The 13,619-nt window shown below is 63.2% G+C and carries 10 protein-coding genes; 6 read left to right on the top strand and 4 right to left on the bottom strand.

The features are described 5' to 3' along the window. Positions 1 to 52: 52 nt before the first annotated feature. Both P3T40_RS24705 and P3T40_RS24700 read left to right on the top strand, forming a co-directional pair. Positions 53 to 1,564 carry a gamma-glutamyl-gamma-aminobutyrate hydrolase family protein gene (locus P3T40_RS24705; RefSeq protein ID WP_429270334.1) on the top strand — a complete coding sequence of 504 codons (1,512 nt, stop codon included), beginning with the start codon at positions 53 to 55 and terminating at the stop codon, positions 1,562 to 1,564. Positions 1,565 to 2,028: 464 nt separating this feature from the next. Next, positions 2,029 to 2,766 (top strand): DUF2968 domain-containing protein, encoded by a 738-nt coding sequence (locus P3T40_RS24700; RefSeq protein WP_429270333.1) that lies wholly within the window; start codon positions 2,029 to 2,031, stop codon positions 2,764 to 2,766. 62 nt (positions 2,767 to 2,828) lie between these two features. Here P3T40_RS24700 and P3T40_RS24695 read toward each other — a convergent pair whose 3' ends face one another. Beyond that, complete coding sequence (locus P3T40_RS24695; RefSeq protein WP_429270453.1) at positions 2,829 to 3,359, bottom strand: N-acetyltransferase family protein; 531 nt, start codon at positions 3,357 to 3,359, stop codon at positions 2,829 to 2,831. A 325-nt stretch (positions 3,360 to 3,684) separates the two neighbouring features. Between P3T40_RS24695 and P3T40_RS24690 the strand changes: the two genes are divergently transcribed. Continuing rightward, positions 3,685 to 4,980, top strand: coding sequence for an MFS transporter (locus P3T40_RS24690; protein WP_429270332.1), 1,296 nt, complete (start codon positions 3,685 to 3,687; stop codon positions 4,978 to 4,980). A 134-nt stretch (positions 4,981 to 5,114) separates the two neighbouring features. Here P3T40_RS24690 and P3T40_RS24685 read toward each other — a convergent pair whose 3' ends face one another. Then, entirely contained in the window at positions 5,115 to 6,962 is a 1,848-nt protein-coding gene (locus P3T40_RS24685; RefSeq protein ID WP_429270331.1) for a tetratricopeptide repeat protein, read from the bottom strand. A 126-nt stretch (positions 6,963 to 7,088) separates the two neighbouring features. On the opposite strand from P3T40_RS24685, the gene P3T40_RS24680 reads away from it, so the two are divergent. From P3T40_RS24680 to P3T40_RS24670, 3 genes are all read left to right on the top strand, one after another. Continuing rightward, on the top strand, positions 7,089 to 7,412 hold the full coding sequence (locus P3T40_RS24680) for an ArsR/SmtB family transcription factor (protein ID WP_429270330.1): 324 nt from the start codon (positions 7,089 to 7,091) through the stop codon (positions 7,410 to 7,412). Further along, positions 7,409 to 8,485 carry a cation diffusion facilitator family transporter gene (locus P3T40_RS24675; protein WP_429270329.1) on the top strand — a complete coding sequence of 359 codons (1,077 nt, stop codon included), beginning with the start codon at positions 7,409 to 7,411 and terminating at the stop codon, positions 8,483 to 8,485. The genes P3T40_RS24680 and P3T40_RS24675 overlap by 4 nt, the downstream gene beginning before the upstream one ends. A gap of 79 nt (positions 8,486 to 8,564) precedes the next feature. After that, positions 8,565 to 10,367: an FAD-dependent monooxygenase gene (locus tag P3T40_RS24670; RefSeq protein ID WP_429270328.1), complete on the top strand. Its 1,803-nt coding sequence runs from the start codon at positions 8,565 to 8,567 to the stop codon at positions 10,365 to 10,367. A 29-nt stretch (positions 10,368 to 10,396) separates the two neighbouring features. Here P3T40_RS24670 and P3T40_RS24665 read toward each other — a convergent pair whose 3' ends face one another. After that, entirely contained in the window at positions 10,397 to 10,648 is a 252-nt protein-coding gene (locus P3T40_RS24665) for a formate dehydrogenase subunit delta (RefSeq protein WP_429270327.1), read from the bottom strand. A gap of 9 nt (positions 10,649 to 10,657) precedes the next feature. Continuing rightward, positions 10,658 to 13,612 carry a formate dehydrogenase subunit alpha gene (gene fdhF / locus P3T40_RS24660; protein ID WP_429270326.1) on the bottom strand — a complete coding sequence of 985 codons (2,955 nt, stop codon included), beginning with the start codon at positions 13,610 to 13,612 and terminating at the stop codon, positions 10,658 to 10,660. Between the last annotated feature and the right edge of the window lie 7 nt (positions 13,613 to 13,619).

The raw sequence follows: 13,619 nt of genomic DNA, 5'->3' as shown, positions 1-13,619 counted from the left end.
GATAATCAATCCACATCCGTCCGTTCGCGTGGAAGGCGCCTGTCCGACAGTCATGAGCGAAAACAAGCCAGAGAATGCCGGTACGCCCGGCACCCCATCCCCGTCCGGCACGCCGGCAGAGGTTTCGAAGCCCGACGTTTTAAGCCCCACGGGTTCACAGCCGGATACTGCGCCTGCATCTCCCAAGGTCTCCTCGCCCGTCTCACACGAGGATTCCATCCAGTCGCCGCTCAAAGATCTGCCTGCCCAGTCTGCGGCGCCCTCGCCCGCGGCTGAAGAAGCGGCAGTCCGCTCTTCGACCGACGATCCTGCCAGCGCGTCGAGCGTCACTCCCACGGATGCTGCTCAGGCCCAGCAGCGCGATGCCGCCGAAGCGCGCGCGTCCGCCGCTGAGTCTACGGCGCGGCAAGAGGCCTACGCGCAGCAGGAAGCCCACACGAAGGAGCTACGCGACGCCGCCCGTGCCGCGCGTTCTGCGCCGGCAGCCGCGGCGCCGGCAGCGGCACCAACACCAGCCGCCGCGCCAGCACCAGCAGCCGCAGCGGCGAACGCGAAGGCAGAGAGCACGTCGTCGGCCGCATCCGGCGCGCGCGGCACTGCAGGTTCGGTGCCGCCTGGGTTTGGCGCGGCGCCGGATTTCACGGCCACAAACCCGCCACCGCCGAATGCGTTGCCACCATCCCCGCCACGCTATCTAAAGCAGACGGACTCCGCCTGGTCCGTATTTGGCCGCATTATCGCGGCGCGCGCGCGCCAGATCTTCGACCGGGCAGGGCGGCGGATCACCCAGCGGACCTTGCGTATTGGCGTATCGGCGCGGATCTTCCACCCGGAGCCGGGCGCCAAAGGCCTGCGCGGCAAGACGTTGCAATATCTCGAAGAATCGATTGCGCACTGGGTGATGTCGCGCGACGTGCTGGTTTTCATGATCCCAACAGTCGGCCATCAAGGCATGCTGCATCCGAGCAACATCCGTCTGCGCGACTACGCGAAGAATCTCGATGGCCTGTTGCTGCAGGGTGGTGCGGATGTGTCGCCACAGTCCTACGCTGAACAGGCGACGAGCCCCGAGTGGCCGGGCGACCGCGTGCGGGACATGTACGAACTGGAACTGCTGCACGAATTCATCGAGTCCGGCAAGCCGGTGCTCGGCGTGTGCCGGGGCTGTCAGCTGATCAACGTGGCGTTTGGCGGAACTCTCTACCAGGACATCGCCACGGACGTGCCGACAGCCGGCGCGCACGTCAACGAACACTATGATCAGCACCGTCACGGCATTCACTTTCCGGACGGCTCGACGCTTGCCAACATGTTCCCGGGCCGGCGCGACGCCATCGTCAATTCGATTCACCACCAGGCGGTCAAGACGCTCGGCCGCGATCTCAATATTGAGGCGGTGTCGGCGGCGGACGGCATCATCGAAGCAGTTCGCTATCGACGCGCACCGTTCGTGATGGGCGTGCAGTGGCACCCTGAATTCCACCGTGCGGGCGGTCCCGAGTTGCTCGACTGCACACCGCTACTCGATACGTTCCTGCGCGTGGCGCGCGAAACGCGGTTCTAGGAGCGCATTCGCAGCAACAGTCTTGTCGCACTCGATACGAGGGCACAAAAGCGGCTCCGTTTTTATACGGAGCCGCGTTGTTATGTGGATACGGTTTCGCGATTCGATTGAATAGGACAACCACCGTGTTCTGCTTTAATTGGATAGTCAGTTATGAAATATAAGATGCCGTGTTCAGGTTCATTGAAGTTTCACGCGGCAACTATCTCCATATAGCGGGCAGATCGGGCTGCAGCTGTCCGGAAATTCCTGCAAAATTCGCCCTGTCTCCATGCGGTTTATTGTTTCTTTTTTAGTGCATCAAGCAGGACACTTTTTCGCGATTGTCGATTGATTTGATGGAACCTTAAGATTGCTATCTATCTCGATTTAAAGTGTTGTCACGCGACACAGTAACGCTTCGCCTGAACGCAAATCCGCGCGATAATTCACGGCTATTTGAAATTCGCATGGAGCATGCACGTATGAAGTACCTCTTAACTGTACGGCGCGCAATGCTGCTCGCGACCACGTGTGCGCTGCTGCAGCATGGTGGTCTCGTGCTGGCAGGAGAGGCCGCTGGTTCATCAAATTCGGCGCCGGTCGTCGGAACGCGTCCGGCCATGAATACGCTGACGCCTCAGCCGGTTGCCACGGCCTTGCAAACGGCCTCAGGTGCCGGCACTGCTGGCGACACCAGCGGCGACGCGCAAGGCAACGTCGCCGAACTGATGCAGATGATTCACGACTCGCAACTGACCGAGTTGCGCACCACTTACAACGGCAGCTATGGCGCGAGCCTGTTCTTCTATCCGCAGGAAATGACGTATTACGTAGCGTTGTTTCAGGACAAACACTTCTGGCGGGTGATCAAATCACAGGACGACGTTCGCGCCGAAGCAGTCTATACGGGCTTCGTGCAGCAGACCGCACAACTGGCCGAGGTGGAAATCCGCCGCACGCAATTGCAGGCGCAAAAGGCGTTTATTCAGGATGTGATTGCGCTGTCGGAAGACCGCGCAAAGCGCTTGCAGGCCGATCTGGATGTGGCTCGCACCCAGCAGGCCAAGGTCAACGATTACCAACGCCAGGCCCAAAACGAGGCGGTTGCATTGCGAGTCGAGAAGGAAAAGGCCCAAGCCCAGTTGCGTGAGGTGCAGAACCAGGTGCTGCAACTGCAGCGTCAGAACGAGTCGGGGCTGCCCACATCGCCGTCGCGATAAGCAGGCCGCAATCCCTTTCGTGGTTTCAGGCAGACAGCCCGGCAATTTGCCGGGCTGTTTGTTTATGCGCGACCGTCCAGCTGATACACATAGCGCAGCGCGGTGATATCCACGCCGCCCATGTGATCGGGCTCCGCGCCGGCGAATTGCCAGCCCTGACGTTCATAGAAGCCGATGGCCGGTGTATTGCCTTCCAGCACGTACAGATAAAGTTGGGTTTCGCCTTGCGCGCGCGCCCAGTCGACAGCCGCCCGCATCAACAGCTTGCCGACGCCGATTCCCTGATGGCCGGGCAGCGCATGCAGATTGTCCAGCAAGACGCCCCACGCGGAGTCGGGTTGCCGTTCGACGCAGGCAAAACCGATCGGCTCGCCGGCGATCTCGGCGATCACCACATTGCGCCGTTCGGCGCCCGGCGCGCGCAGTCGCACCTGCCAGTAGGCGGCGCGTTCGCGCGTCACCTCGCCGTCGAGGAAGGCGTCGGGCAGCAGGCCACGATAGGTGGCTTGCCAACTGGCGGAATGGATCGATGCGATCAGGTCGGCGTCGGCCGGCGTAGCGGGGCGCAACGAAAGAGCGCGGGCGGTGGACATCTGTTCGACAGTCACGTGAAAGAGGGTGGTCAACAAAGGGTACCGCGAGTGTACTGCGAGAGCCACTAAGGGGCGCGATCAGTGTGTCTCTAACCTGCAAGCTTGCGTCAGGAACGGTAATATTCGGTCTCGCAGCCGTCGCAGCGGCACCCCTAGGTTTACCCTGATACCGCTGCAATGTGCGCAGCATCAAAATGCGCCGCCCCCGGCGCATTCGTTTCAGGTTTTCCCTCGCCAGTGGCATCTGCTCGCCGACGCGGTGAAGTGTAGTCAACTGCCCAATCATGCCGGCCCCGATCCGGCGGTGGGCCATTTCGAGAATGTCATGTCTACTGCGTCCCACGCATCCCCCAACGAATCGAAGGTCCGGACCGTTTTCCGCGTCGTCAGCGGCAACTTTCTGGAGATGTACGATTTCATGGTCTATGGCTATTACGCTTCGTATATTGCCAAGACCTACTTCCCGAGCGGGAGCGATTTCGCTTCGCTGATGCTGTCGCTGTCGGTATTCGGCGCAGGCTTCCTGATGCGGCCGCTCGGCGCCATTGTCCTCGGCGCCTACATCGATCATCACGGCCGACGCAAGGGCCTGATGCTGACCCTCGGGCTGATGGCGCTCGGCACCCTGACGGTCGCCGCCGTTCCAGGCTATTCGACCATCGGCATGCTCGCGCCGGCCCTGGTGCTGTTGGGCCGTCTGCTGCAAGGCTTCTCGGCCGGCGTGGAACTGGGCGGCGTGTCGGTCTACCTGTCGGAGATCGCGACCAAGGGCAACAAGGGCTTTTATTGTTCATGGCAGTCGGGCAGCCAGCAGGTTGCGGTCGTGTTCGCTGCGCTGATCGGCGTGTTCCTGAACCGGCTTCTGCCAGTTGAACACATGGGCGCATGGGGATGGCGCGTGCCGTTCCTGATCGGCTGCCTGATCGTGCCGTTCCTGTTCCTGATCCGTCGTTCGCTGCAGGAAACCGAAGAGTTTGCGAAGCGCAAGCATCGTCCGAGCATGGGCGAGATCATGAAGTCGATGCTCGAAAACTGGGGCATCGTGCTCGGCGGCATGGGCATGGTGATCATGACCACCGTGTGTTTCTACATGATCACGGCTTACACGCCGACCTTCGGCAAGGAAGTGCTGAAGCTGTCATCGCTCGACTCGCTGGTCGTCACGGTCTGTATCGGGCTGTCGAATCTGGTCTGGCTGCCGCTCGCCGGGGCGGTCTCGGATCGCGTCGGGCGTCGTCCGGTGCTGCTGGTGTTCACGATCCTGACGATCCTCACAGCGTATCCGGCCGTGCAATGGCTGGTGAGCGACCCGTCGTTCGCGCGCCTGCTCGTCGTCGAACTGTGGCTCTCGTTCCTCTACGCCTGCTATAACGGTGCGATGGTGGTGGCATTGACCGAAGTGATGCCGGTCGAAGTGCGTACCGCGGGTTTCTCGCTCGCCTACAGCCTCGCGACGACGATCGGCGGCTTCACGCCAGCGATCTCGACGCTGCTGATCCATACGACCGGTAACAAGGCGGCGCCTGGCTTGTGGCTCGGTCTCGCGGGAATCTGCGGTCTGATCGCGACGCTCGTGCTGTATCGCACACCGGAATCGCGCAACCAGTACCGCGCGGCCTAAGCGACTTCAGGCAAGCGACTTTAGCCTGTCAGGAAAAGAAAACCCCACATTTTTGCGAGTGTGGGGTTTTTGTTTTTTAGTGACCTTTTCTGACGCTTAAGGACGTTTGAGGACCTTTGGGCCGTGGAGACCTTCTACGCGTTGCGCAATTCCTGCGCGACTTTCTCGACCACGGCATCCCATGCGCCCGGTTGCGGTTGACGCACGAGGCGCGCGCCGGGATACCACGGGCTGCGCGGGTCGTCGACGAACCAGCGCCAGTCGGCGGCAAACGGCAGCATCAACCAAAGCGGCTTGCGCAATGCGCCGCTCAGGTGGGCGATCGAGGTATCGATTGAGACGACCGCGTCGAGCCGCTCGATGATCGCCGCCGTGTCCGCAAAATCGCCGATGCGCCTGTCGAAGCGATGAATGGAGCTGGCGCGCGGATGCGCGTCGAGCGTGGCACATTCCGCCGCGCTGAGATTGGGCTGCAGGATGATCCAGTCGATGCCTTCGAGCGCGAATAGCGGCTCGAGAGCGGAGAGCGGCATCGTGCGGTTTTCATGTTGCTGGACGCGGCCGGACCACGCGAGGCCGATTTTGCGCTTGGCCTGGCCGCCGAGCGAGCCGCGCCACTTGCGCCGGTAGGTGGGTGGCACGCTGAGGTAGGGCGTACGCGCCGGAATGGTCTCGGCGTTCATGCCGAGTGCGAGCGGCAAGCTCAACAGTGGGCATTGCAGATCCGCCGGCGGGCGCGGCGTGCCTTGGGCGATCAGTGTCACGCGCCACTCGGTCGCGGCGGGCGCGAGAATCGGCACGAGCTGCGGCTGCACCTCGAGCACGACACGCGCCGCGCGCTGAGCCGCGATCGGCACGAAACGCGCGAATTGCAGCGTGTCGCCGAAGCCTTGTTCAGCATGCACGAACAGCGTGAGTTTTTCGATCGGCTCACCCTGCCAGCGAGGCAGCGTCTGCGGGCCGCGCTGCGCCATCGTCTTGAGGCGCCATTCGTATTCGGGTAGTCCGCGCGCGAAATCTCCGAGCGTAAGCCATGCAATCGCGCGGTTCATATGGGCAGACGCCAGATCGGGCCGCAGCCGTAACGCCTGATCGAATGCGCGTACGGCCGCAGCATGCGCGCCGAGCGCATGGTGCGTGGTGCCGAGACTCAGCCACGCGAGCGCGAAGTTCGGATCGAGGCCCACCACGAGTTCAAAACGCGGCAGCGCCTCCTTGTGACGTCCCAACGCGGCGAGCGAATTGCCCAAGCCGTACAGCGCTGGCGGGAACTGCGGCTGCAACGCCAGCACGACTTCGAACGCGCCGAGCGCCTGCTCGTGCTGACCGGTTGCGTCCAACGTGTTGGCCAGGTTGAAATGCGCGGCAACAAAGCGCGGCTGCGCGGAGATCGCGGCGCGAAACTGTTCAACGGCTTCGTCGGCCTTACCTAGCGCATTGAGCGCCATGCCGAGATTGTTGTGCGCGCCCCCGTGGCCCGGATGCAGTTCGAGCGCGCGCTGGAATGAGCCAATCGCTTCGTCGTGGCGCCCGAGCGCGTGCAGCGCGTTGCCGAGGTTGTTGTGCGTCGACGCGTTATCCGGTTGCAGGCGCAACGATTTCCTGAACGCGTCGGCTGCGTCTTCGTGGCGACCGGCAGCCGCATATGCGTTGCCGAGGTTGTAGTGCGCCAGCGGAAAGGCCGGCGCAAGCGTCAGCGCATTGCGAAAGCGCTCGATCGCGCCGTCGAGTTGTCCCAGTGCCTTGAGCGCGTTGCCGAGATTTAACTGCAGCGCGGCATCCTGCGGGCGCAGGTCGACCGCGCGCCCGACGAGGTCGGCAGCTTCGGCATGCTGACCCAGCTGGTGGCGTAGCACACCTAGCAGGTGCAGCGCATCGACATGCGCGGGATCGATATCAAGCGCGGCGCGATAGCCGCGCTCGGCGTCGTCGAGGCGGCCGTCACGATGCGCCGCGTAGGCGCGTTCAAACAGGGGTTCCATGACGGGGAGGGCAAGTCTTGTAAGGCAAATGTCGCATTTTCCCATACTCGCCGCCTTCCACCCATCGATTGACGGTCTAGATGTTGATCTATAACATATGAACAACTGTTCATATGTTCGTAGACGATGTTGCCCGTATTCAATGACGACCGTGTCGTGCCGCTCGCCGACCTGTTCCGCCTGCTCGGAGATCTGAGCCGCCTGCGTATCGTGCTTGCCTGTGTCGACGAACCTCGCGCGGTCGGCGCGATCGCCGAGTCGCTGGGTTTCTCGCCTTCGCTCGTGAGTCACCACCTGCGGTTGTTGCGGGCGGCGCGGATTGTGCGCGCGGAGCGCCAGGGCAAGCAGGTGTTCTACCTCGCGGCGGATCGGCACATCAGCGGCATGCTCGCGGGCATGTTGGAACACGTGGCTGAACCGGTGACCGAATTTCCCTTGGACCCGTCATGAATACACCTCCAGTTTCCAACGGCCCGGCCGAGCAGCGCGAAGACGGTCACGCGCATGGCGAGCATGCCCATGAGCACGCGCATGAACACGATGAGCACGCGGCTCACCCGCACGCCAAGGGCCACACCCATAGCAACACTCACGGTCATTCCCACAACCACAGCCACGGCGGCCACCATCACCATCACGCACCGGTCGCGGGTCACGGGCGCGCCTTCGCTATCGCTGTCGTACTGAACGTCGCCATCGTCCTGATTCAGGGCGTCTACGGCGTGATCGCACATTCGACCGCGCTGCTCGCCGATGCCGGCCACAACCTCTCTGACGTGCTCGGTCTGCTGCTGGCCTGGGGCGCCACCTGGCTCACCACGCGACGCCCCTCGGCGCACTACACCTTCGGCTATGGCAGCACCTCGATCCTCGCCTCGCTGGTGAATGCGGGGCTGCTGCTGTTTGCGTGCGGCGTGATCGTCACCGAAGCAATTGGCCGCCTGATGAACCCCGCACCGGTTGCGGGGCTGACCGTGTTCGTCGTCGCCACCGTTGGTATGCTGGTCAACGGCTTCTCCGCGTGGCTCTTCATGCGCGGCCAGAAGGAAGACCTCAATATTCGCGGCGCGTTTCTCCACATGGCGGGTGACGCGCTGATCTCCGCGGCCGTCGCGGTGAGCGGCCTCGTCATTCTCGGCACGAACTGGACCTGGCTCGACCCGGTGATGAGCCTCATTGTTGTGGCGGTAATTGTGTACGGCACATGGGGGCTGCTGCGCGATTCGGTGCGGCTCGCGCTGGATGCGGTTCCGCCCGGTGTCGACCTGCAGCGCATTCGCGAATATCTTGCGGGTCAGCCGGGCGTCACCGACGTGCACGACCTGCACGTGTGGGCGCTATCCACCACCGGCAACGCCCTGAGCGCGCATCTCGTGATCCCGGCGGGACACCCCGGAGACGCAGCCGTTGACGCCATCGTGTTCACGCTGCGCGAAGAATTTGCCATGCAGCACGCCACGCTGCAGGTCGATCTCGGTACCACCCATCACCACTGTTCCCTCGAGCACCCGCATTCGCATTGACGCGGGATTGACGCAGTGCACCGTCAGGCGGCCGGGCAGCGGCGTACACTAGGCGGCATGTTGGTCTCCGGAGTTCTGCATGGCCGCCGCCTCATACGATGCGTCGCCGGTGCTGATCGTTGGGGCGGGCCCAACCGGGCTTGCTGCCGCAATGAGCCTCGCGCGTGCGCATATTCCCGTGCGCCTGATCGACAAGGCGTTGCAGCCGGACCCGCATTCACGGGCCATCGGCATCCAGGCACGCACGCTTGAACTGCTTGAACAGCATCGTCTCATCGAGCCGTTTCTCGAGCTGGGCCATCGCGCCCGCGCAGCGAATCTCTATTCCAATGGGCAACGGCTTGCGCGCCTCGACTTCGATCCGCTGCAGACGCGCTATCCGTACGTGCTGTTCCTCGATCAGGCCATCACCGAACGCTTGTTGACCGAGCACCTGGCGACGCTCGGCGTGAGCATCGAGCGCGGCGTCGAACTGACGGAGTTCGCGCAGGGCTCTGCCGGGCTCAGCGCGACGCTGCAGCGCGCCGACGGACACAGCGAAACCGTGCATCCTTCATACCTGATCGCGGCGGACGGCGCGCACAGCGCGATTCGCCACCGCCTCGGCATGAGCTTCGCCGGCAAGACCTTCGAGCAAACTTTCCTGCTGGCCGATCTGCAGGCCGAGACGGACTGGTCCGATGACGAGCTCCATATCTTCGCCTCGGGCGAGGGGCTCGCGGCGCTGTTTCCAATGGGCGCGGGGCGCTATCGGCTGATTGCAGATCATTCGCCGACGCCCGTTTCCCCGCAAGCGGATGAGGCTCGACGATCTGACTCAAGCTCGTTGAACGGCGCGGGTTCGTCGAGCGTGTCAGCCTTGGATGGTTCATCCTCTTCAACTGCAGCCGGCACTTCCGGCGCAGCGCCACGGGTCGCCGCGCCCGCGCCTTCGCTCGAGGAATGCCGCGCGCTCGCCGCACGGCGTATCCATCATTCCGTGAAGTTCGAGGACCTGACGTGGTCGACGCATTTTCATCTGAACAGTCGGATGGTCGAACAATTGAGGGTCGGGCGGGTGTTCCTTGCCGGCGACGCCGCGCATGTGCACAGCCCAGCCGGTGCACAAGGAATGAACACGGGGATTCAGGAAGCGTTCAACCTGGGCTGGAAACTGGCCCGCGTGATGAAGGGCCACGCGCCGGACCGGCTGCTCGACTCGTATCACCTGGAGCGGCATCCAATCGAGCGCGATGTATTGCGGCAGACCAGCTTCGTCACGCACATGGCGGAAGCCGATCATGGGCCGCTCAAGCTATTGCGTGAACGCGTCATGCCGGCGCTCGCCGCGCTTGGCCCGCTGCGCGATGCCGCGCGTCTCACGGTGAGTGAACTGGCGATCCAGTACCGGCGCAGTCCGCTCACGCTTGAGCGGGTGCTCGATGGCGGCCCGCGTGCTGGCGAGCGCGCGCCCGATGCGCTCGTGCATGTCGTGGACGGACCACTGGGGCGCGCGCCAGGTATCGGCTGCATTTTCGACTTGCACGATCCGGCGTTCTTTTCGTTGTTTCTGCTGGTCGCGCCGGTTGATGCCAACGGAGCGCCGCTCGATCCAGCCGCGAGCCGCAACGCGACCCACGACGCCAATCTTGACCGCTTGAGCGAGGCCGTCGAGCGGCTTTTGCCGGGTGCGGTGCGGATCTGGCGCGTCAGCGATACGACAGGCGAAGGCGCGCCGTCGCTGTCCGAGTCGTATGGGCGGACCCGGCCGGCGTTTTACCTGATGCGACCGGATGGCTATATCAGCGTGCGCGGGCGGCCCGCGTCCGATCTGAACGCGTTGCTGCGCCACTGTGAGGCGTGGTTCGCGAGGAGTGTTACGCCTCAGCAGGCAGCGGGTTAGGGACGCTTAAGTGGTCCCGGAGCATCCCTTCAGTTGGCCACAGCCGCTGCCGGTGTCAACTTTTCGCGGTTCGCCAGCACGGCCTCTTTGACGATGGCCGACATCTGCAGGCCGCCCGCATCCGGCCGGTCGAGCGTGGCCAGCAGCGTGCGCCGCATCCGCGGCTCCCAGAAGCGGCGAATATGATCGGCGATGCCGGCGAGCGCCTCTTCGCGGTCCGGCATCGAATCGAAAAACTCGCCGATCCGGTTCGCCATGTCGATCAGGTTCTGTTCATCCATGGCGTGCCCTCATTTGCCCGACGTTGCATTGGCCAGTTCACGCTGGCGCAGCAAATCGAGCTGTTCCGTATTGAAGCGAGAATAGTCCTGCTGCCATTGTGACGGCTGTTCAACCGGCATCACCTGCACGGCGGTCACCTTGTATTCGGGACAATTGGTGGCCCAGTCGGAACTCCCGGTCGTGATCACGTTGGCGCCTGATTCGGGGAAGTGGAACGTCGTATAGACGACGCCCGGCTGCATCCGATCGGTCACCTTGGCGCGCAATACGGTCTGGCCTGCGCGTGATTCGATGCCAACCCAGTCATCCATCTTGATGCCGCGTTCTTCTGCATCGTGCGGATGAATCTCGAGCCGGTCTTCGTCGTGCCAGCGCGAGTTTTCCGTGCGACGCGTTTGCGCACCCACGTTGTATTGCGACAGGATGCGCCCAGTCGTGAGGATCAGCGGGAATTTGCGCGTGACCTTTTCCGGCGAGGCGATGAACTTCGTGATCACGAACTTACCTTTACCACGCACGAAAGTATCGATGTGCATGGTCGGCGTGCCGTCCGGCGCGTTTTCATTGCACGGCCACTGGATGCTGCCGAGCTGCTCGAGCTTCGCGTACGAGACACCGTGGAAGGTCGGCGTGAGGCGTGCGATTTCGTCCATGATCTCGGACGGATGTGCATAGTCCATTTCGTAGCCGAGCGCACGGGCGAGCATCACCGTGACTTCCCAGTCGGCGTAGCCAGGAAGCGGCGGCATCACTTTGCGAACGCGCGAGATGCGGCGCTCTGCGTTGGTGAAGGTGCCGTCCTTTTCGAGGAACGTCGAACCCGGCAGCAGCACGTGTGCGTACTTCGCCGTTTCGTTCAGGAAGATATCCTGAACGACGATGCACTCCATCGACGACAGCGCGGCCGACACGTGATGCGTATTCGGATCCGACTGCACGATGTCTTCGCCCTGGCAATAGAGCCCCTTGAAACTGCCGTCGAGCGCCGCATCGAACATGTTCGGAATGCGCAGACCTGGCTCGGGTTGCAGCGTGACGTGCCAGGCTTCTTCAAACAGGGTGCGTGTGGTCGTATCGCTGATATGGCGGTAACCCGGCAGTTCGTGCGGGAACGAGCCCATGTCGCACGAACCCTGCACGTTGTTCTGGCCGCGCAGGGGATTGACGCCCACCCCTTCGCGGCCGATATTGCCGGTGGCCATCGCGAGGTTCGCGATACCCATCACCATGGTCGAGCCTTGAGCGTGTTCCGTGACGCCGAGGCCGTAGTAGATCGCGGCGTTACCGCCCGTCGCGTAGATGCGTGCGGCGGCACGTACGTGTTCGGCAGGCACGCCAGTGATTTCCGCCGTGGCTTCCGGCGCGTTTTCCGGCAGCGCGACAAACGCGCGCCATTGATCGAACGCACGCGTGTCGCAGCGTTCTGCAATAAACGCCTCGTTGAGCAGGCCTTCCGTCACAATCACGTGGGCGAGCGCATTGACGATCGCGACGTTCGTACCGGGCCGCAGTTGCAGGTGGTATGACGCCTTCACGTGCGGCGTATCGACAATATCGATGCGGCGCGGATCGACCACGATCAGCTTCGCGCCTTCGCGAACGCGGCGCTTCAGGCGCGAGCCGAACACCGGATGACCATCAGTCGGATTCGCGCCGATCACCATGATGACGTCGGCCTTGTCGACGGACGCGAAAGTCTGCGTGCCCGCCGACTCGCCGAGCGTGGTCTTCAAACCGTAGCCGGTCGGCGAGTGACACACGCGCGCGCAGGTGTCGACGTTGTTGTTGCCGAACGCGGCGCGCACGAGCTTCTGCACCAGATACGTTTCTTCGTTAGTGCAGCGCGACGACGTGATACCGCCGATCGAATCGCGGCCATATTTCGCCTGAATGCGGCGGAACTCCGAGGCCGCGTAGCTGAGCGCCTCTTCCCAACTGACTTCGCGCCACGGATCGGTGATCTTCGCGCGGATCATCGGCTTGGTGATGCGGTCCTTGTGCGTGGCATAGCCCCACGCAAAGCGGCCTTTCACGCACGCGTGGCCTTCGTTGGCCTGACCGTTCTTGTTCGGCACCATCCGCACAACCTGGCTGCCCTTCATCTCCGCCTTGAACGAGCAACCCACGCCGCAGTACGCGCAGGTCGTCACAATCGAATGCTCCGCCTGGCCGAGCATCACGACGGTCTTTTCCTGCAGCGTCGCGGTGGGGCACGCAGCGACGCACGCGCCGCACGAGACGCACTCCGATTCCATGAACGGCTGGTTTGCGCTTGCGGCGACACGCGATTCGAAACCACGACCGGCGATCGTCAGCGCGAACGTGCCCTGGGTTTCTTCACACGCGCGCACGCACCGGTTGCAGACGATGCACTTGGACGGGTCGTAGGTGAAGTACGGATTCGATTCGTCCTTCTTGTCCTTCAGATGGTTCGCGCCGTCGAAGCCATAGCGCACTTCGCGCAGACCCGTTACGCCGGCCATGTCCTGCAGTTCGCAATCGCCGTTGGCAGGGCAGGTCAGGCAGTCGAGCGGGTGATCGGAGATGTACAACTCCATCACATTGCGGCGTAGCGACTGCAGACGGTCGGTTTGCGTGCGCACCTTCATGCCCGCTTCAACGGGCGTCGTGCACGAGGCCGGATAACCGCGCTTGCCTTCGATCTCGACGAGACACAGACGGCACGAGCCGAATGGTTCGAGGGAGTCGGTGGCGCACAGCTTCGGCACGTTCACGCCGGCCTCGATCGCCGCGCGCATCACGGAGGTGCCGGCTGGGACGGTGACCGCCTGACCGTCGATTTCGAGCGTCACGTCGATATCCGCATGGCGCAGTGGCGTGCCGTAGTCGGTGTCGTCAAAGGGCGAGCGGGTTGGGGTGCTTCTTTGCGCCTGTGCCTGTGCTTTGCACGCGCAGTTGCCGGAACCGCAACCGCCAGCGGGGGATTTGATCACGTCGGACATGGTGGGC

This window comes from Paraburkholderia sp. EB58 (genome assembly GCF_050436665.1).
GTDB lineage: Bacteria > Pseudomonadota > Gammaproteobacteria > Burkholderiales > Burkholderiaceae > Paraburkholderia.
Note: the sequence above shows the minus strand (reverse complement) of the source record. Positions and strands in the feature narration are given on the sequence as shown.

Coding starts and splice junctions, on each gene's coding strand:
- fdhF (WP_429270326.1), bottom strand. CDS start 13,612: ATGTCCGACGTGATCAAATCCCCCGCTGGCGGTTGCGGTTCCGGCAAC.
- P3T40_RS24695 (WP_429270453.1), bottom strand. CDS start 3,359: ATGTCCACCGCCCGCGCTCTTTCGTTGCGCCCCGCTACGCCGGCCGAC.
- P3T40_RS24700 (WP_429270333.1), top strand. CDS start 2,029: ATGAAGTACCTCTTAACTGTACGGCGCGCAATGCTGCTCGCGACCACG.
- P3T40_RS24690 (WP_429270332.1), top strand. CDS start 3,685: ATGTCTACTGCGTCCCACGCATCCCCCAACGAATCGAAGGTCCGGACC.
- P3T40_RS24705 (WP_429270334.1), top strand. CDS start 53: ATGAGCGAAAACAAGCCAGAGAATGCCGGTACGCCCGGCACCCCATCC.
- P3T40_RS24675 (WP_429270329.1), top strand. CDS start 7,409: ATGAATACACCTCCAGTTTCCAACGGCCCGGCCGAGCAGCGCGAAGAC.
- P3T40_RS24670 (WP_429270328.1), top strand. CDS start 8,565: ATGGCCGCCGCCTCATACGATGCGTCGCCGGTGCTGATCGTTGGGGCG.
- P3T40_RS24680 (WP_429270330.1), top strand. CDS start 7,089: ATGTTGCCCGTATTCAATGACGACCGTGTCGTGCCGCTCGCCGACCTG.
- P3T40_RS24685 (WP_429270331.1), bottom strand. CDS start 6,962: ATGGAACCCCTGTTTGAACGCGCCTACGCGGCGCATCGTGACGGCCGC.
- P3T40_RS24665 (WP_429270327.1), bottom strand. CDS start 10,648: ATGGATGAACAGAACCTGATCGACATGGCGAACCGGATCGGCGAGTTT.